Raw genomic sequence first — 16809 nt, forward strand, 5'->3', positions numbered from 1 at the left:
AATCCGCGGTCCCTGAGCGACGGATTCCCATGCGCATCCTCGGCTTACTGTTGGTCATCGGCCTGGCCGGCGGCCTGTACGCCTGGTGGTCGAAAGCCCCGGCGGAGCTGCATCCGGACGATCCGCGGCGGCTGACCGGCGAGGCCGGCATCGTGATGCTGGCCGCCGACTGGTGCGGCTACTGCCGCCGCCAGCGCAGCGAATTCGAGCGTGCCGGCGTGCCCTACCGCGTGCTGGACGTCGACCGGGAAGAGGGCGGGCTGGCCATGCGCGCGCTGGGCGCGAGCGGCGTCCCGGTCACCGTGGTCGGCCAGGCCGTGGTCCACGGCTACGACCCCGCCGCCTTGGACCAAAGGCTTACCCCGCTGGGCTACGACGTCTATTAACCTGCGCGGCGCCGCACGGTCACGCCGGCGACGCCTTTCCATTACCCGCAACACACACCGAAGGACCTCCACCGATGAAGACCCCCGTTCGAGTTGCCGTGACCGGTGCCGCCGGCCAGATCGGCTATGCCCTGCTGTTCCGCATCGCTTCCGGCGAGATGCTGGGCAAGGACCAGCCCGTGATCCTGCAGCTGCTGGAGCTGCCGATGGAGAAGGCCCAGGCCGCGCTGAAGGGCGTGATCATGGAGCTGGAGGACTGCGCGTTCCCGCTGCTGGCCGGCATCATCGGCACCGACGATCCGGAAGTGGCGTTCAAGGACGCCGACGTGGCCCTGCTGGTCGGCGCGCGTCCGCGCGGCCCGGGCATGGAGCGCAAGGACCTGCTGCTGGAGAACGCCAAGATCTTCACCGCCCAGGGTGCCGCGCTGAACAAGGTCGCCAAGCGCGACGTCAAGGTGCTGGTGGTCGGCAACCCGGCCAACACCAACGCCTACATCGCCATGAAGTCCGCCCCCGACCTGCCGAAGGAGAACTTCACCGCGATGCTGCGCCTGGACCACAACCGCGCGCTGAGCCAGCTGGCCGCCAAGGCCAACGTCGCCGTCGGCGACATCGAGAAGCTGGTGGTGTGGGGCAACCACAGCCCGACCATGTACCCGGACTACCGCTTCGCCACGGTCAAGGGCGAGTCGCTGAAGGACAAGATCAACGACGCCGACTGGAACGCCAACGAGTTCATCCCGAAGGTCGGCAAGCGCGGCGCCGCCATCATCGAGGCCCGCGGCCTGTCCTCGGCCGCCTCGGCCGCCAACGCCGCCATCGACCACATCCGCGACTGGGTGCTGGGCAGCAACGGCAAGTGGGTGACCATGGGCATCCCGTCCGACGGCTCCTACGGCATCCCGGAGGGCGTGATCTTCGGCTTCCCGGTGACCACCGAGAACGGCAAGTACACCATCGTCAAGGACCTGCCGATCGACGAGTTCAGCCAGAAGGCCATCGACAAGACCCTGGCCGAGCTGGAAGAAGAGCGCGCCGGCGTCGCCCACCTGCTGGGCTGATCCGCCGCCGCCGGGCCCGGGCGTGCCGTGCGCGTCCGGGAGCCGGCGCGGAAGCGTGGAAGGGAAAAGCGCCGGACATCGTCCGGCGCTTTTTTTCATCCAGCGGCCGCGTTCCGGCGAGGCCCGCCTTATCCGCCCAGGCCGAGCACGGCGACGTAGTCCGGCAGCTCGAGCAGGCCGTGGGCCTTGCGGTGCCTGGCCGCATGGTCGCCGCCGCCCGGCGCGAAGTGGCCGGCGGCCAGCCTGCGGTTGCGGTGTTCCAGCTCCTCCCGGGTGCGCGGCAGCAGGATCGGTTCGCCATCGGTCGCCAGCGCCTGGTTGGCCTCGACGTAGGGCCGGAGCGCGCGTTCATAGGCCGCGAAGGCCGCTTCCGCGTCGGGCTGGGACGCCAGCTCCCCGGCGAGGACGTAGGCTCCGACCAGGGCGAGGCTGGTGCCCTGTCCCGACAGGAACGAGGGCGCGTAGGCGGCGTCGCCGACCAGCGCCACGCGCCCGGAGGACCAGCGTGGCATGCGGATCTGGCTGACGGTGTCGAAGAACAGGTCGTTCGCCTTCTGCATCGCCTCGACCAGGCGCGGCACCTCCCAGCCGTCGTTCGCGAACACCTCGGCCGTGCGCTTGCGTTGCATGTCCACGTCGCCATGCGAGCGGAACGGCGGCTTGTCGCTGGCGAAGGTGAGGAACGCATGCAGGACCGCGTTGTCGCCGGTCGCGTAGATCCCGGCCATCCGGCCCGGGGCGGCGTAGCTGACGCTCTCGTGGGCGTACCCGGCGTGGTTGGGCATCGAGAACAGGTTGAAGCAGCGCCCGAGGTAGTGATTGAACTTCTCCTCCGGGCCGAACACCAGGGCGCGGGTCCGGGAGTGCAGGCCGTCGGCGCCGATGACGGCATCGAAGCGTTCCCGGGCGCCGCTGTGGAACCACACGTCGATGCCCTTGCCGTCGTCCATCAGGACGTCGATCGCATCGTTGAAGCGGTAGCGGATGCCTTTTTCCCGGGTTGCCTGGTGGAGCAGCGCCGTCAGCGCTCCGCGCGGCAGCTCCAGGTCGCGGCCGGGCACGCTGCCCGTCACCGCCCCGGGCGCCAGGGTGGCGATGGCGGTCCCGTCGCCGTCGACGAAGGTGAGCTTGCGCACTTCCACCTGGGCGGCGCGCAGCCGCGGGAGCAGCCCCATGCGCTCGACCACGTCGACCGCCGTGCCCCTCACGTCGATGGGATACCCCCCGGCGCGGAACCCCTTGGCGCGCTCGACGACCGAAACCTCGAAGCCGTACCGGTGCAGCCAGTACGCCAGCGCCGGGCCGGCGATGCTCGCGCCGGAGACCAGGATCTTCCTGCGGGGAACCTTGGTGCCAGACATCGGAGTACCTTCTAGTTAAGATGCATGCATGCATCGTATTGACGATGGATCGGGTGCGTCAACAAGATGCGTCCATGTATCTTGTGTGGCAGAGTAGGGGCATGACGACCAATTCCCGCAGGCGCGGCGCGGCGCTGGACGAGGCGATCCTCGAGGCTGCCTGGGCCGAACTGATCGACAACGGCTACGCGGGTTTCACCCTGGAAGGGGTGGCCCGGCGTGCCGGCACCAGCCGCCCGGTCCTGTCCCGTCGCTGGGCGGGCAGCGCGGACCTGGCGGTCGCGGCCATGCGCCATTACATCGCGCAGAACCCGATCCGGGTGCCGGACCTGGGCAACGTCCGCGCGGAACTGGTGCGGTTCCTGCGCGAGGTATCCGATCGCCGCGCGATCACCATCGCCCGCGTGCTGTTCGGCATGAGGGACTACTTCATCGAGACGAGTTCCAGCGTGGCCGACCTGCGCAAGGCGCTGCACGAGCAACTGGGGACCCGCCCGGTGATCGACGACATCCTCGAGCGGGGCATCCGCCGCGGCGAGATCGATCCGCGCAAGCTGACCGCCCGCCGCATCGCGCTGCCCCTGGAGCTGGTGAGCCACGAAGCGCTCATGACGCTCAAGCCAGTGCCCGCGGCGGTCATCGCCGAGATCCTCGACACGATCTTCCTGCCGCTCGTCGCGGCGGACCGGAAAGCCGCCGCGGCGTGGTGAGCGGGCGCCTGCTGGCGATGGCGCCCGGTGCCTTGCTGCGTTCGCCGGCATGGGCGTGGCTCCTCAGGTGCCCTGGACGATGAAGGCGCGGTACCGCGCTCCCCGGAAGCGGTGGCGGGCGATCGCCTGGTAGGCGTCGCCGTGATACCAGGCACGGGCCGCATCCATGTCGGGGAACTCGAGGATGACGGCCCCTTCGATGGGCGCTCCTTCCAGCATTTCGAATTCGCCGTAGCCCACCCGCACGGTGACGGGGTGGCCGGTGAGCTTGTCCGGTGCCTGGGCGTAGGTCGCCAGTGCTTGCGGATCCAGGGTTTGTTCGCGGGTGAATACGACGTAGGCGGCCATGGGGGACTCCGGTCTGGTCGTGGGGCAGGGTGTGGTGGAGCGTGCCGCGCAGCGGAGGAGGGGGAGGGGCGCTGCGGGCGGGGTGCTCAGGGGGAGCCGGGGGCGCGGGGCACGGCGTCCGGGAGATCGACGCGGAGCACCTCGAACGGCGGCTGCATGGTTGAGGTGCCGTCGTTGAACGGCGCGGCGCCGTCGATCTGCGCGGCCGGCAGGTAGATGTGTCCCTTGCCGTCCAGGAACGGTGCATCGGCCCAGCGCAGGCGCCGGTCGCGCACGACCGGCGCGGTCGTGCCGTCCGGACGCCGCACCACCAGCGTGTTGTCCGCCAACCGCGTGTAGTACAGGCTGCCGTCCGCCGCCATGGCCGTCCCGCCCACCGGCGGGATCCCGAACCACGGACGCACCAGGCGTGCCAGCGCTTCGTCGTCGATGTCGTCGTCGTCCAGGTAGCGCGTCTGGATCTGTGACAGCGGGCCGGACAGCGGGCCGAAATACAGCACCTGGCCGTCCGGGCTCAGTTCCAGCGGATCCGCGTTGACCTGCAGCGGCTTGCCGTCGCCGCCGCGCAGGACCTTGCCGGCGACCTCGATCGTGTCGCCCGCGCGGGCGCGGACGAACGGCTGGCCGTCGAAGCGGCGGCGGACGCGGCCGTCCTCCAGGTCCAGCACCAGGACCGCGCCTTCGCCCGCGTCGGTCAGGTACGCATGCCTGCCGTGGATGCGTATGTCGTCGACGTAGCTGTGTGCCCGGATCGCCTCGTCCGGGATCAGGTAGGTGCGGACCACCGTGTCGGTGCGGGGATCGACGTGGACCACCTTGGGGCCGTGCCGCACCGGTTCGCCGCCGAACTCCGGGGCGCCGCTGTCGACGATCCACAGGCCGCCTTGCGCGTCCTGGTGGATGGCATTGACGCTGACCAGCACGCCGGCCGCTTCCCTGCCCGGTGCCCAGCTGTTCCAGGCCGCGTCCGGGTAGGGGACCAGGGTGCCGTCTTCGCGGGCGATGGCCACGGCCGGGCGCGTGTCGCGGTTGGCCGTCCATCGCGGCGAGCCGACGATGAAACGGCCATTGCCGTCGACGACGACCGCGTTCCAGGGCATGCGGTCGTTCTGGCGCACGACGACCGGCGGCTGTGCCGCGGCGCGCGGCGCGACGGTGGCCGCGGACCCGGCATCCGGCGCGGCGCGGAGCGGCGATGCCGCGGTCATCAGCGCTGCCAGCGCCAGGGCGGCAGCGAACGGGGCGCGGGTGTTGTCCATGTGCGTCCTCCCTCAGAAGCCGGCCAGCACCACCTTGCCCTGCGCCTTGCCGCTCTCGATCAGCGCATGCGCGCGGCGCAGGTTCCCGGCGTTGATGGTGCCCAGCCGGTGGTTGACCGTGCTGCGGATCTGGCCGGCGTCCACCAGCGCGGCCACTTCGGCAAGCAGCCGGCCCTGCTCGTCCATGTCGGGCGTTTCGAACAGCGGCCGGGTGAACATCAGCTCCCAGTGCAGCGAGATCGACTTCAGCTTCAGCTGCATGACGTCCAGCGGCTCGTCGTCGATCACCGCCATGGCGCCCTGCGGCTTGAGGCTCTCGACGATTTCCGCGAAGTGCTCGCCGGTGCGGGTCAGGGCGGCGACGGCGTCGACCTGGTGGATGCCGGCGGCCCTGAGCGCGGTGGACAGCGGCTGGCGATGGTCGATCACCGCATGCGCGCCCAGCTCCAGGCACCACTGCCGGGTTTCCGGCCGCGAGGCGGTGGCGACGATCCGCAGCTGCGTGAGCTGGCGGGCCAGCTGGATCAGGATCGAGCCGACGCCGCCGGCACCGCCGACGACCAGCAGTGTCTGGCCGGCGCCGCCGCCTCTGGGAACGCGCAGGCGGTCGAACAGCAGTTCGTAGGCGGTGATCGCGGTCAGCGGCAGGGCCGCCGCGGCGGCATCGTCGAGCGAGCGCGGCGCGCGGGCGACGATGCGTTCGTCCACCGCGTGCAGTTCGGCGTTGGTGCCCGGGCGGTTGATCGCGCCTGCGTAATAGACCCGGTCGCCTGGCGCAAACAGGGTGACCCCGCTGCCCACGGCTTCGACCACGCCCACCGCGTCCCAGCCCAGGACCTCGACCTGGCCGTCGGCCGGCTTGCGGCCCTGGCGGATCTTGGTATCGACCGGATTGACGGAGATGGCCTTGACCCGCACCAGGAGATCGCGTGGGCCGTAGGCCGGGGTGGGCAGTTCGACGTCCTCCAGGGCGCGGGCGTCGGTAATGGGCAGGTTGTGGCGATAACCAACGGCTTTCATGGCGGTGCGTCCTCGGCGTGATGCGGGTGGAGGACCGCACTCTAGGAATTCAAGCTAGAATTGATAAGCCAACATGATTGAATTCATATTCAAATGTTGATTGAAAATCTTGGCGACCTGCGGGTGCTCGTGCAGACCGCGCGTACCGGCAGCCTGACCGGCGCCGCACGCGCGCTGGGGATCACGCCGGCGGCCGCCAGTGCGACGCTGAAGCGCCTGGAAGCCCAGCTCGGGGTGCGCCTGTTCGAACGTTCCACGCGGGCGATGCGGCTGACCCCGCAGGGCCAGATCCTGCTGGATTACGCCAGCCGCGCGTTCGAGCTGGTGGAGGAAGGCGAGGCGCAGGCCACGGTCGACCGCGCCGGCCTGGTGGGCCTGATCCGCCTGGCTGCGCCCTCGGACCTGGCGCGCGCGACCCTGCTGCCCTGGCTGGACGAATTCATGGCCGCCCACCCCGGCGTGCGCCTCGCGCTGTCGGTCGGCGACCGCCCGCTGGACGTGGTGCGCGACGAGGTCGACCTGGCGATCCGCTATGGCCACCTCGTTGATTCGCGGCTGGTGGCGCGCAGGCTGATGGATACCGCGCCGGTGGTCGTCGCCTCGCCGGCGTACCTGGCGCGGCACCCGGCACCGCAGACGCCGATGGAACTGCTGGGCCACAACTGCCTGGCCTACGACCGCGGCGGCCGCCCGCACCGCACCTGGCGCTTCACCCGCGATGGGCAGTCGGTGGAAGTGCAGGTCGATGGCGACCGCAGCGTGGACGATGCCTCGCTGGCGCGGCAATGGGCGCTCGCCGGCGCCGGCATCCTGATCAAGACCCCGGTCGAACAGCGCCAGGACCTGGCCGAGGGACGCCTGGTGCGGCTGCTGCCGGACTGGCGGACCGAACGCTATCCGCTGAACGCGATCCTGCCCAGCGGACGCTTCGTCCCGGTGCGCGTGCGCGCGCTGGTGGATTTCCTCGCCGCGCGGTTCGAGCGCGTCTCCGCATCGCTGGCCGGATTGCTGGGCTGAACCCGCCGCCGCGAAATACGCCGGCCCCGCGGCCAGGCCCGTCGGGCACGGCGCATTGATCGCATCGATCAACCTGTGGCTTGCAGGAACGCCCGGGAAACCCGGGGTTCCGCGCATTCAGCCCGGTCTTTTCGACCAAGGTCTGACGCGCGGGTCCCATCGACGGGGACTATGCTCGGCCCATTCCCTGCAGGGGAAGTGGGAGAGGGCCATGGGTTACGAAGACTTTTACCGGCGTTCGGTGGAGCAGCCGGAGGAATTCTGGGCCGAAGCGGCCCGCGCCATCGACTGGAAGCAGCCACCGCAGCGCATCCTCGACTACGACAACCCGCCGTTCCGGCGCTGGTTCGTCGGCGGCACCACCAACCTGTGCCACAACGCCGTTGACCGGCACCTGGCCGAACGCGGCGACCAGCTGGCCCTGGTCGGCTGGTCCACCGAGACCGGCCAGGTGCGCGAACTCACCTTCCGCCAGCTGCACCGCGAGGTGAACGCCTTCGCCGCCGTGCTGCAGTCGCTGGGCGCGCGCAAGGGCGAGCGGGTGGTGATCTACATGCCGCACACCGTCGAGGCGGCGGTCGCGATGCTGGCCTGCGCCCGCATCGGTGCGATCCACTCGGTGGTGTTCGGCGGCTTCGCCGCGCACAACCTGGCCGTGCGCATCGACGACGCCAGGCCCGCGGTGCTGGTCTGCGCCGACGCCGGCATGCGCGGCGGCAAGGTGATCCCGTTCAAGCCGCTGGTGGACGAGGCACTGGCGCGCGCGCAGCACCCGCCTGCGCACGTGCTGGTGGTCAACCGCGGCCTGGCCGCCGAGCTGCCGATGCAGGAGGGGCGCGACCTCGAGTACGGCCCGCTGGCCGCGCAACACGCGGACGCCGAAGTGCCGGTGGAATGGCTCGAATCCAACGAACCCAGCTACATCCTCTACACCTCCGGCACCACCGGCAAGCCGAAGGGCGTGCAGCGCGACGTCGGCGGCTATGCCGTGGCCCTGGCCCTGTCGATGTGGTCGATCTACGACGTGCGCGCCGGCCAGGCGATGTTCTCCACCTCCGACATCGGCTGGGTGGTGGGCCACTCCTACAACGTCTACGGCCCGCTGATCGCCGGCGCCACCTCGATCCTGTACGAAGGCCTGCCGACCTGCCCGGACCCGGGCATCTGGTGGCGCATCTGCGAGAAGTACGGCGTGCGCACCATGTTCTCCTCGCCCACCGCGGTGCGCGTGCTGAAGAAGCAGGATCCCAAGTGGCTGCGCAGCGCCGACCTGTCGCAGCTGCAGTACCTGTTCCTGGCCGGCGAGCCGCTGGACGAACCCACCGCCGACTGGATCACCAGCGCCCTGGGCAAGACGGTGATCGACAACTACTGGCAGACCGAGACCGGCTGGCCGGTGCTGACCCTGATGCCGGGCGTGGAACTGAAGCCGGTCAAGCTCGGCTCGCCGGGCCTGCCAGCGCCGGGTTACCGCCTGCGCGTGATCGACGAGAACACCGGCCAGGACGTGGGGCCGGGGCAGAAGGGCGTGCTGGCGATCCAGCCGCCGCTGCCGCCCGGCTGCCTGAGCACGGTGTGGGGCGATGACAACCGCTTCATCGCCAGCTACTTCAGCCACTTCAGGGAGCAGCTGTACAGCTCGCTGGACTGGGCGATCCGCGACGAGGACGGCTACACCTTCATCCTTGGCCGCACCGACGACGTGATCAACGTCGCCGGCCACCGCCTGGGCACGCGCGAGATCGAGGAATCGGTGGCCAGCCACCCGGACGTGGCCGAGGCCGCGGTGGTCGGCGTGCACGACGAGGTCAAGGGCCAGGTGCCGGTGGTGTTCGCCACCCTCAAGCGGCCCGACGCCGATCCGGCCGATGCCGCCTGCGCCATGCTGCAGACCGTCACCCGCCAGCTTGGCGCGGTGGCGCGGCCGCAGCGCGTGTACGTGGTCAGCGCCCTGCCCAAGACCCGCTCAGGCAAGCTGCTGCGCCGCTCGCTGCAGGCCCTGGCCGAGCACCGCGACCCGGGCGACCTGTCCACCCTCGACGATCCCAATGCGCTGGAGGAAGTGAAGCGCGCGCTGGAGCGCGGCGCCGACGCCGGCTGCTGAGTGACGGCATGGCGCAAGCGTCCCCCTTCCTGTAGCCGGGCGCATCCGACTCCCCCCGGATCGCCTGCCGGATGATGGAGGCCGGCAGGCGATGGATGCGTCCGGCCACGGGAACCTCCGGCTTGCCATGGAATACGCGGAACCATGGTCCCGGGTCCGGGCCTTGTTTCCACGAGGGTGCGGGTTGGCGATGATGCCGGGACTGCTGCGCAGGAGCAGTCGCGCGCGCCGCCAGGGCCAGGCATGCACGCAGCGGCCGCACGCTGCAGGAGCGGGACAGGCAGCATCCATGGCGCAAGGGGGAAACCATGAAAGAGGACGACTACGCCCGGCTCGAAGCGCTCTGCGCCGGTTTCCAACGGCAGTGGATCGCGGACCTGCGCGACACGCTCCGGGCGCATGGCATCGCCGACGAGGTGGCCAAGTCCGTCTGCGGCGATTTCAGCTTCGCGCTCTCGATGCTGCTGGACCAGGGCGAGATCGCGTACCAGGGCCGCATGTACCGGCCGTTCGTCGCCTTCGAGGTGGAGTCCGGGGACGAGGAGCCGGGGGAAATGATCGTCGAGCCGCTGGGGCCGGAGTTCCACGAGTACGCCTACGGAACCACGGAAGAAGCCTGGGAGGACACCGGCCGGCCCGATGGCGGCAGCCCGCGGACCTGACCGGCCCCCCGCGCAGCCCGTTCCCGCGCAGACGCCGGCGCACGCTGGACGAAGGACCGGCGCCCGGCCTGGGCGTCCATCCGGCGTCTGCCACCCACGCGCTCACCGCGGCGGTGGAACGGAAACGCCTTCCTCGGTCTGCACCACCGGCTTGAGGGTGCCGTCATCGTTGTACTGCAGGTACTCGACGGTGACCGCGCGGCGGCCGAGGGCGCCTTCCTGGTCGCCGATGGTCAGGGCGGCGTTGTGCAGGAAGATGTACCACTGGCCCTTGAACTCGGCGATGCCCGGGTGGATGGTGAAGCTGTTCTTGCCCGAGCCGGTCAGTTCGCCGCGGTAGGTCCACGGGCCCTGGATCGAGGACGCGGTGGCGTAGGAGATGCGCTCGTCGGTGTGGGTGCTGCGGTCCAGCGAGGCGTAGGTGAGGTAATAGGTGTCGCCGCGCTTGTGCAGCCACGGGCCCTCTTCGAAATGCGGCGGGGTGATCTCGGTGATCGGGCCGTCAAGCTCGATCATGTTCGGCTTGAGCCGGGCGATGTAGCAGTGGCGGTTGCCCCAGGCGATCCAGGTGCTGCCGTCGTCGTCGGTGAACACCGTCGGGTCGATGTCTTCCCAGCTGTGCTCGCCCTTGGGCGTCATCTGGTTGGTGACCAGGGCCGAGCCCCGGGCGTCGACGAACGGGCCGGTGGGCGAATCGGACACGGCCACGCCGATGGCCTTGCCCGGGTGGGTGTCGTCGTGCTCGACCGCGGTGTAGAACCAGTAGCGGCCATCCTTCCCGATGACCTGGGAAGCCCAGGCATCGCCCTTGGCCCACTTGAAGTCGGTGGCCTGCATGACCGGGCCGTGGTAGGTCCAATGCTTCATGTCGCCGGTCGAGTACGCCAGCCACTGGCGCATGTTGAACATTTCCCCGTCCCGCGCCTCGTCGTGGCCGACGTAGAGGTACAGGCGGTCGCCGACCACCAGCGGCGCGGGATCGGCGGTGAAGCGGTCGCGGAACAGCGGATTGGAGCCCGGCGCAGGCCCGGGTGGATGCGCGGCGTGCGGATCCGTGCCGGCCGCGGCAGGCAAGACGGTGCTGCACAGCAGGAGCGCGAGGGCGGCGTGGCGGAGGCAGGAGAAGGTGCGGGACTTCGCAGGCATCGGTGGGCTCCGGAATCTCGGTGGTCCGCGCGGGCGGCCGGGCGAGTGTAGGCGCCGTCCGTCGCCCCACCGATTCGATCCGCGCCCGCCGGGATAACCGTCGGTATATGCCAATGCGCAGGCGCGCACGCCTGCCTCGCGCGGGAAGCGTTGCGCCGCCTGCCCGGCGCCGTGCAGGATCCGTGCCGCGGTATTTCACGCCCGTTTCACGTCGCTTTCCCGCTAATCCGCGCGCCGACGCGGAAGCCCGGTTTCCGTTAGGCTCGTCCAACAATGTGGCTGGGGGGGATCCGCTGGCATGCCGGGGGTCGTCCGGCTGCGCCCATTACAGGATCCCTGCATGGCCGCTCTCGACCCGCGTACGCTCACCCTCATCCAGTCCCGCCAGGACGCCATCCTCGACGCCTGGGCCGCCGGCTTCGCCCGGGCCGCGCAGGACGGGCGTGCTTCGCCGCTCGAGCTCGACGCGCAGGTGCGCGGGTTCTGGCAGGCCTTCGCCGCCGCTCTCGGCCGCGCCGACGTTTCCAGCCTGCAGGGGGCCGAGTGGGACGACACCCGCCACTTCCTCGAGGACCTGTCGCGCGACCGCGTGCTCAAGGGCTTCAGCGCCGCGGAGACGGCGACCTTCGTCTTCTCGCTCAAGCGCCCGCTGTTCGACGCGGTCGAGCAGGGCCTGGCCGCCGATCCGCAGGCCATGGCCGCGCAGTTGCGCGTGGTCTCGGACCTGCTGGACCAGCTGGGCCTGCACACCGTCAAGGTGTTCCAGAAGAACCGCGAGGACGTGATCAAGCGCCAGCAGGAGGAAATGCTGGAGCTGTCCACCCCGGTGGTGAAGCTGTGGGAGGGCGTGCTGGCGCTGCCGATGATCGGCACCTTGGATTCGCAGCGCACCCAGGTGGTGATGGAATCGCTGCTGCAGCGGATCGTGGAGACCGGTTCGGAGATCGCGATCATCGACATCACCGGCGTGCCCACGGTGGACACCCTGGTCGCCCAGCACCTGCTCAAGACCGTCACCGCGATCCGCCTGATGGGCGCCGACGCCATCATCAGCGGCGTGCGCCCGCAGATCGCGCAGACCATCGTCCACCTCGGCCTGGACCTGCAGGGCATCGTCACCAAGGCCAACCTCGCCGACGCCCTGGCGCTGGCGCTCAAGCGCACCGGCGTCACCGTGGCGAAGGCGGCCTGATGGAGCGCATCCCGATCCTGCAAATGGGCGACGTCCTGCTGGTCACCATCCAGGTGGACATGCACGACCAGCTTGCGCTGACGCTCCAGGACGACCTGGCCGAACGCATCCGCGCCACTTCCGCGCGCGGCGTGCTGATCGAGATCTCGGCGCTGGACATCGTCGACTCCTTCATCGGCCGCATGATCGCCACCATCTCGGCGCTGGCCGCGGTGATGGACGCACGCACCGTGGTGGTGGGCATGCAGCCTGCGGTGGCGATCACCCTGGTGGAGCTGGGCCTGAACCTGACCGGCGTGAGCACCGCGCTCGACGTGGAGCGGGGCATGCGCCTGCTGCGGCAGGCAGGCGCCGGCGTCGAATGAGCAGCGCAGGGGAGTTGCCGATCCGCACCGAGCAGGACGTGGTGCTCGCCCGCCAGGCCGCCCGCCAGGCGGCGGTGGCCTGCGGCCTGCGCCTGGTCGACCAGACCAAGCTGGTCACCGCCGCCAGCGAGCTGGCGCGCAACGCCGTGGTCTACGGCGGCGGGACGATGCACTGGCGCGTGGTCGAGGACGGAATGCGCCGCGGCCTGCGCCTGGAGTTCGTCGACCAGGGCCCGGGGGCATCGCCGACATCGAGCAGGCGTTGACCGACGGCTGGACCTCGGGTGCCGGCATGGGCCTGGGCCTGTCCGGTTCGCGCCGGCTGGTGGACGCGTTCGAGCTGGACAGTGCGCCGGGGCGGGGCACGCGGGTGGCGATCACCAAATGGGCATAGGGTTCGTCGGCCATCCCACGCGCTCCATCGTGGTCGAGGAGTCCTCCCAGGTCGGCCAGGTGCGGCGCGAAGCGCAGTCGCTGGCGCAACTGGCCGGATTCGCCGAACTGGATGCCGGGCGCGTGACGCTGGCGGCGGTGGAAATCGCCACCAACGTGCTGCGCCATGGCCGCGGCGGGCGGGTGCTGTTGTCGCTGCTGCAGGGCCGCGATGGCCGCGGCGTGGAGGTGTGCGGGATCGACCGCGGCCCGGGCTTCTCGCTGCCGCAGTGCCTGCCGGACGGCTATACCACCGGGGTTGGCAGCCCGGGCCAGGGCCTGGGCGCGATCCGGCGCCAGGCCCAGGTGTTCGACGTGTGGTCGGACGGGCGCGGCGCGGTGGTGCTGGCGCGCATCTATCCCGAGCGCAGCCGCGGGCAGGACCTCGGCTACGGCGCGCTGCGCCTGCCCATGCGCCAGGAAAGCGCCTGCGGCGATGCCTGGTTCCTGGGCGGCGACGGCAGCCGCGTGCTGGGCGTGCTGGTCGATGGCCTGGGCCACGGCCTGCTGGCGGCCGAGGCGGCCGATGCCGGCATCGCCGCGGCGGCCACAGCCGCGGACCTGCGCGCGGAGGAGGTGCTGGCGCGCATGCACGCACGCATGTCCTCCACCCGCGGCGCCGCCGCCGCGGTGTTCGAGCACGATCCGCAGGCCGGCGTGGTGCGCTTCGCCGGGGTGGGCAACATCGCCGCGGCGATCCACCTGCCCGGCGCGCCTGCACGCGGCCTGGCCTCGCATCCGGGCATCGTCGGCGCGCAGTACCGGCGCGCACCGGCGTTCGTGCTGCCAGCCGAACCGGGCGCGCTGCTGCTGCTGCACAGCGACGGCCTGCAATCGCGCTGGAGCCTGGGCGCGTACGAGGGCCTGGCCCACCGCCACCCGGCGCTGGTGCTGGCGGTCCTGCTGCGCGACTTCGACCGCGGGCGCGACGACACCGGCGCGCTCGCCATCCGCCTTGGAGGCCGGACGTGAATACCCCCGTTGCCACGGACACCGAACTGCAGCGCCTGCACGCGGAGAACGCCGCGCTGCGCACCGAGCTGGAGGAGACCAACCAGGGGGTGCTGGCCCTGTACGCCGAGCTGGACCAGCAGGCCGAGCAGCTCAAGGAGGTCTCCGAGCTCAAGAGCCGGTTCCTGTCCTACATGAGCCACGAGTTCCGCACCCCGCTGGGCTCGATCCTGAGCATCACCCGGCTGCTGGAGGAGGGCATGGACGGCCCGCTCAACGACGAGCAGCTCAAGCAGGTGCGCTTCGTCAGCACCGCGGCGGTGGAGCTGCGCGACATGGTCGACGACCTGCTCGACCTGGCCAAGATCGAAGCCGGGCGGATCTCGATCTCCCCGGCCTGGTTCGACCTGATGGACCTGTTCTCGGCGCTGCGCGGCATGTTCCGGCCGCTGGTGGAGGGCGCCAACCACGTCGAGCTGGTGTTCGAGGAGCCGCCGGCGCTGCCGATGCTCTACACCGACGACAAGAAGCTGGCGCAGATCCTGCGCAACTTCATCTCCAACGCGCTCAAGTTCACCCCGCAGGGACGGGTGTCGGTATCGGCGCGGCCCGAAGGCGCGGCGCACATCCGCTTCAGCGTGCGCGACACCGGCATCGGCATCCCCGGGCACATGCTCGGCGCCCTGTTCGAGGACTTCGTCCAGGTCGACTCGCCGATCCAGAAGCGCCTGCGCGGTACCGGCCTGGGCCTGGCCCTGTGCCGCCGCTTCGCCGAACTGCTCGGCGGCAGCGTCGGCGTGCACAGCGTGGTCGGGCAGGGATCGGAATTCCACGTGATCGTGCCCATCGCACTACCGGAGAAGAACGATGACGGGAGCTAGCCGGATCCTGGTGGTCGACGACAACGCCGCCACCCGCTACTCGGTGCGGCGCGTGCTCGAGCGCCAGGGCTTCAGCGTGGCCGAGGCCGGCACGGGCAACGAGGGCCTGGCGCAGCTGGCCGCGGCCGCGTTCGACGCGCTGGTGCTGGACGTGAACCTGCCGGACATGAGCGGCTTCGACCTGGTGCGTACCTTGCGCGCCGACCTGGCCACCAGCCTGCTGCCGGTGATCCACGTCTCCGCCGCCTCGATCGCCCGTGGCGACGTGATCGCCGGCCTCGACGCCGGCGCCGACGCCTACCTGGTGCATCCGGTTGACCACGACGTACTGCTGGCCACGCTGCGCACCCTGCTGCGGGTGCGCAGGGTCGAGGACGCGCTGCACGCCAGCGAGGCGCGCTTCCGCGGGATCTTCGAGAACGTGGGCGCGCCGATCGCGGTGGTGTCCGGCGAGCTGGAGGTGCGCGATTCCAACCACGCCTTCAAGCGCCTGCTGGACGAGGCGGGGGCGCCGGACCTGTCCGCGCTGTTCGGCGATCAGCCGGTGGACGCGCTGTGCGAGGCCTTGCGCAGCGGCGGCAGCTGGAAGGGTACCTACTGCCTGCATACCCCGCGCGGCCGCCGCGTGACCGAGTGGCGGGTTAGCCCGTACAAGGGCCCGGGCGCGGGCCTGCTGTACGTGGAGGACCAGACCGAGCAGCACGCGCGCGAGCAGGAGCACCGCCAGCAGCTGCATTCGGCCACCAGCGAGCTGGCGGTGCAGATCGCCGAGCGCGAGCGCACCGAAGCCGAGCTGCAGCAGGCGATGAAGATGGACGCGCTGGGCAAGCTCACCGGTGGCATCGCCCACGACTTCAACAACCTGCTGACCGGCATCATCGGCGCGCTGGACATGATCAACGCCGCGGTGGAGAACGGCCGCCTGGAGCGCATCCCGCGCTTCGCCGGGGTCGCCACCACCTCGGCGTTCCGCGCCGCGGCGCTGACCCAGCGCATGCTGGCGTTCGCGCGCAAGCAGTCGCTGGATGCCACCGCGTTCGACATCGGCGCGCGCGTGTCCAGCCTGGCCGAGCTGCTCACCCGCTCCATCGGCGAGAACATCGACCTGGCGTTCGACCTGCCGGCGGAAGGCCTGGTCGTGGTGGCCGACGCCAACCAGCTGGAGAGCGTGGTCCTGAACCTGGTGATCAACGCGCGCGACGCGCTGAAGGGTGCCGGGCGCATCACCATCTCCGCGCGCCCGGCCACCCAGGTGCCGTCCGACCTGCCACCGGGCGAGTACGTGAGCCTGGAGGTGACCGACGACGGCCCCGGCATCCCCGCCGACATCATCGACAAGGTGTTCGAGCCGTTCTTCACCACCAAGCCGATCGGGCAGGGCACCGGCCTGGGCCTGTCGATGACCTACGGCTTCGCCCGCCAGAGCGGCGGCACCGCGCGCGTGCACAGCGTCGAAGGCCAGGGCACCACCATCGAGCTGCTGCTGCCGCGCGGGCGCCAGGCCGCGCCGGAGGCGCCGGTGGAGGAGCCGGAGGTGCGCGGCGGCGCCGAGAGCATCCTGCTGGTGGACGACAACGAGCTGGTGCGCGGCATGGCGCTGGAAGTGCTGGTGGACGCAGGCTACGAAGTGGTGGCCTGCACCGACGCGGCCGAGGCGCTGCAGGCGGCCGCCCAGCGCGGCTTCGACCTGCTGCTGACCGACGTCGGCCTGCCCGGGATCAGCGGCCGCGAGCTGGCCGACCGCGTGCGCGAGCGGCACCCGGGCACCGCGGTGCTGTTCGTCACCGGCTACGCGGAGAACGCCCAGGACCGCCAGGCCTTCCTCGGCGAGCGCATGGACCTGCTGCTCAAGCCGTTCAACCTCAACGAGCTGCTGCGCGCGGTGCGGCAGAAGCTGGGCTGAGGAGGCACGCG

General features: G+C 70.7%; 16 protein-coding genes and 1 pseudogene. 12 read left to right on the top strand and 5 right to left on the bottom strand.

Features of this window, described 5'->3' with window-relative positions:
- The first annotated feature begins 29 nt into the window (after positions 1 to 29).
- Together EIM48_RS08250 and EIM48_RS08255 are read left to right on the top strand one after the other, a co-directional pair.
- A complete protein-coding gene (locus tag EIM48_RS08250) occupies positions 30 to 386 on the top strand; it encodes a glutaredoxin domain-containing protein (RefSeq protein WP_125108775.1) in 357 nt (118 codons plus the stop codon).
- A 74-nt stretch (positions 387 to 460) separates the two neighbouring features.
- Positions 461 to 1447, top strand: a complete 987-nt coding sequence (locus tag EIM48_RS08255) for a malate dehydrogenase (RefSeq protein WP_026010631.1) — start codon at positions 461 to 463, stop codon at positions 1445 to 1447.
- 128 nt (positions 1448 to 1575) lie between these two features.
- Here EIM48_RS08255 and EIM48_RS08260 read toward each other — a convergent pair whose 3' ends face one another.
- Positions 1576 to 2808, bottom strand: coding sequence for an FAD-dependent monooxygenase (locus tag EIM48_RS08260; RefSeq protein ID WP_028915525.1), 1233 nt, complete (start codon positions 2806 to 2808; stop codon positions 1576 to 1578).
- A gap of 101 nt (positions 2809 to 2909) precedes the next feature.
- On the opposite strand from EIM48_RS08260, the gene EIM48_RS08265 reads away from it, so the two are divergent.
- Positions 2910 to 3518: a TetR/AcrR family transcriptional regulator gene (locus tag EIM48_RS08265; RefSeq protein ID WP_019399154.1), complete on the top strand. Its 609-nt coding sequence runs from the start codon at positions 2910 to 2912 to the stop codon at positions 3516 to 3518.
- 63 nt (positions 3519 to 3581) lie between these two features.
- Here the strand turns inward: EIM48_RS08265 and EIM48_RS08270 are convergent, their stop codons facing one another.
- The 3 genes from EIM48_RS08270 to EIM48_RS08280 form a co-directional block, all read right to left on the bottom strand.
- Complete coding sequence (locus EIM48_RS08270) at positions 3582 to 3866, bottom strand: DUF1330 domain-containing protein (protein ID WP_019399153.1); 285 nt, start codon at positions 3864 to 3866, stop codon at positions 3582 to 3584.
- 86 nt (positions 3867 to 3952) lie between these two features.
- Complete coding sequence (locus tag EIM48_RS08275) at positions 3953 to 5125, bottom strand: L-dopachrome tautomerase-related protein (protein ID WP_125111439.1); 1173 nt, start codon at positions 5123 to 5125, stop codon at positions 3953 to 3955.
- 12 nt (positions 5126 to 5137) lie between these two features.
- Positions 5138 to 6145: a zinc-binding alcohol dehydrogenase family protein gene (locus EIM48_RS08280; RefSeq protein WP_125111440.1), complete on the bottom strand. Its 1008-nt coding sequence runs from the start codon at positions 6143 to 6145 to the stop codon at positions 5138 to 5140.
- 93 nt (positions 6146 to 6238) lie between these two features.
- On the opposite strand from EIM48_RS08280, the gene EIM48_RS08285 reads away from it, so the two are divergent.
- The 3 genes from EIM48_RS08285 to EIM48_RS08295 all read left to right on the top strand — a co-directional run bounded on the left by EIM48_RS08285 (position 6239) and on the right by EIM48_RS08295 (position 9928).
- Entirely contained in the window at positions 6239 to 7162 is a 924-nt protein-coding gene (locus EIM48_RS08285; RefSeq protein ID WP_028915529.1) for a LysR family transcriptional regulator, read from the top strand.
- A 211-nt stretch (positions 7163 to 7373) separates the two neighbouring features.
- Positions 7374 to 9266, top strand: a complete 1893-nt coding sequence (prpE, locus tag EIM48_RS08290; protein WP_019399149.1) for a propionate--CoA ligase — start codon at positions 7374 to 7376, stop codon at positions 9264 to 9266.
- Between the two features lie 308 nt (positions 9267 to 9574).
- Positions 9575 to 9928, top strand: a complete 354-nt coding sequence (locus EIM48_RS08295; RefSeq protein WP_125111441.1) for a hypothetical protein — start codon at positions 9575 to 9577, stop codon at positions 9926 to 9928.
- 102 nt (positions 9929 to 10030) lie between these two features.
- Here EIM48_RS08295 and EIM48_RS08300 read toward each other — a convergent pair whose 3' ends face one another.
- Positions 10031 to 11074: a glycoside hydrolase family 43 protein gene (locus EIM48_RS08300; RefSeq protein WP_019399147.1), complete on the bottom strand. Its 1044-nt coding sequence runs from the start codon at positions 11072 to 11074 to the stop codon at positions 10031 to 10033.
- 340 nt (positions 11075 to 11414) lie between these two features.
- On the opposite strand from EIM48_RS08300, the gene EIM48_RS08305 reads away from it, so the two are divergent.
- The 6 genes and pseudogenes from EIM48_RS08305 (at position 11415) to EIM48_RS08330 (ending at position 16798) form a co-directional block, all read left to right on the top strand.
- The gene (locus EIM48_RS08305) at positions 11415 to 12266 is read left to right on the top strand and encodes an STAS domain-containing protein (protein ID WP_125111442.1); all 852 of its coding nucleotides are present in this window, start codon (positions 11415 to 11417) and stop codon (positions 12264 to 12266) included.
- A complete protein-coding gene (locus tag EIM48_RS08310) occupies positions 12266 to 12631 on the top strand; it encodes an STAS domain-containing protein (RefSeq protein WP_019399145.1) in 366 nt (121 codons plus the stop codon). The genes EIM48_RS08305 and EIM48_RS08310 overlap by 1 nt, the downstream gene beginning before the upstream one ends.
- A pseudogene (locus EIM48_RS08315) lies at positions 12628 to 13025 on the top strand (anti-sigma regulatory factor). Before EIM48_RS08310 ends, EIM48_RS08315 begins: the two are co-directional and overlap by 4 nt.
- Positions 13016 to 14035 carry an ATP-binding protein gene (locus EIM48_RS08320; protein ID WP_026010630.1) on the top strand — a complete coding sequence of 340 codons (1020 nt, stop codon included), beginning with the start codon at positions 13016 to 13018 and terminating at the stop codon, positions 14033 to 14035. The pseudogene EIM48_RS08315 and the gene EIM48_RS08320 overlap by 10 nt, the downstream one beginning before the upstream one ends.
- Positions 14032 to 14895, top strand: coding sequence for an ATP-binding protein (locus EIM48_RS08325; RefSeq protein ID WP_125111443.1), 864 nt, complete (start codon positions 14032 to 14034; stop codon positions 14893 to 14895). The genes EIM48_RS08320 and EIM48_RS08325 overlap by 4 nt, the downstream gene beginning before the upstream one ends.
- Positions 14882 to 16798: a response regulator gene (locus EIM48_RS08330; RefSeq protein ID WP_028915534.1), complete on the top strand. Its 1917-nt coding sequence runs from the start codon at positions 14882 to 14884 to the stop codon at positions 16796 to 16798. The genes EIM48_RS08325 and EIM48_RS08330 overlap by 14 nt, the downstream gene beginning before the upstream one ends.
- Positions 16799 to 16809: the final 11 nt, after the last annotated feature.

Source organism: Pseudoxanthomonas sp. SGNA-20 (assembly GCF_003931635.1).
Classification (GTDB): Bacteria; Pseudomonadota; Gammaproteobacteria; order Xanthomonadales; family Xanthomonadaceae; genus Pseudoxanthomonas.

Coding starts and splice junctions, on each gene's coding strand:
- EIM48_RS08285 (WP_028915529.1), top strand. CDS start 6,239: ATGTTGATTGAAAATCTTGGCGACCTGCGGGTGCTCGTGCAGACCGCG.
- EIM48_RS08310 (WP_019399145.1), top strand. CDS start 12,266: ATGGAGCGCATCCCGATCCTGCAAATGGGCGACGTCCTGCTGGTCACC.
- prpE (WP_019399149.1), top strand. CDS start 7,374: ATGGGTTACGAAGACTTTTACCGGCGTTCGGTGGAGCAGCCGGAGGAA.
- EIM48_RS08275 (WP_125111439.1), bottom strand. CDS start 5,125: ATGGACAACACCCGCGCCCCGTTCGCTGCCGCCCTGGCGCTGGCAGCG.
- EIM48_RS08250 (WP_125108775.1), top strand. CDS start 30: ATGCGCATCCTCGGCTTACTGTTGGTCATCGGCCTGGCCGGCGGCCTG.
- EIM48_RS08300 (WP_019399147.1), bottom strand. CDS start 11,074: ATGCCTGCGAAGTCCCGCACCTTCTCCTGCCTCCGCCACGCCGCCCTC.
- EIM48_RS08270 (WP_019399153.1), bottom strand. CDS start 3,866: ATGGCCGCCTACGTCGTATTCACCCGCGAACAAACCCTGGATCCGCAA.
- EIM48_RS08295 (WP_125111441.1), top strand. CDS start 9,575: ATGAAAGAGGACGACTACGCCCGGCTCGAAGCGCTCTGCGCCGGTTTC.
- EIM48_RS08330 (WP_028915534.1), top strand. CDS start 14,882: ATGACGGGAGCTAGCCGGATCCTGGTGGTCGACGACAACGCCGCCACC.
- EIM48_RS08305 (WP_125111442.1), top strand. CDS start 11,415: ATGGCCGCTCTCGACCCGCGTACGCTCACCCTCATCCAGTCCCGCCAG.
- EIM48_RS08265 (WP_019399154.1), top strand. CDS start 2,910: ATGACGACCAATTCCCGCAGGCGCGGCGCGGCGCTGGACGAGGCGATC.
- EIM48_RS08280 (WP_125111440.1), bottom strand. CDS start 6,145: ATGAAAGCCGTTGGTTATCGCCACAACCTGCCCATTACCGACGCCCGC.
- EIM48_RS08255 (WP_026010631.1), top strand. CDS start 461: ATGAAGACCCCCGTTCGAGTTGCCGTGACCGGTGCCGCCGGCCAGATC.
- EIM48_RS08260 (WP_028915525.1), bottom strand. CDS start 2,808: ATGTCTGGCACCAAGGTTCCCCGCAGGAAGATCCTGGTCTCCGGCGCG.
- EIM48_RS08320 (WP_026010630.1), top strand. CDS start 13,016: ATGGGCATAGGGTTCGTCGGCCATCCCACGCGCTCCATCGTGGTCGAG.